The 334-nt window shown below is 57.8% G+C and carries 1 protein-coding gene; it reads left to right on the forward strand.

Features of this window, described 5'->3' with window-relative positions; genetic code table 11:
- A partial coding sequence (locus HBA93_RS19815) for a glutamate--tRNA ligase family protein (protein ID WP_286202082.1) occupies nt 1-334 on the forward strand: 334 nt, incomplete at both ends.

Raw genomic sequence — 334 nt, forward strand, 5'->3', positions numbered from 1 at the left:
CACCCATATTATACGCGGTGACGACCACGTGACCAATACCGGTGCGCAGATTGCAATTTTCCGTGCGCTGAGCGATGTGGTGCCAACATTCGGCCACCACAACCTGCTGACGACAACAAGCGGTGAGGGCCTATCAAAGCGTTCCGGTGCCTTGTCCGTAGGTAGCCTGCGTGAAGCCGGTGTGGAGCCGATGGCTGTGGCCTCTCTGGCGGTGCTGACCGGTACATCCGACAATGTTGAGCCTGTCGCGACAATGGAAGAACTGGCGGCACGCTATGAGCCGTCCCATGCGTCAAAATCCAATGCCAAGTTTGATCCGGCTGATCTGACCGGT

It is taken from the genome of Ochrobactrum sp. SFR4 (genome assembly GCF_019730395.1).
Lineage (GTDB): Bacteria > Pseudomonadota > Alphaproteobacteria > Rhizobiales > Rhizobiaceae > Pseudochrobactrum.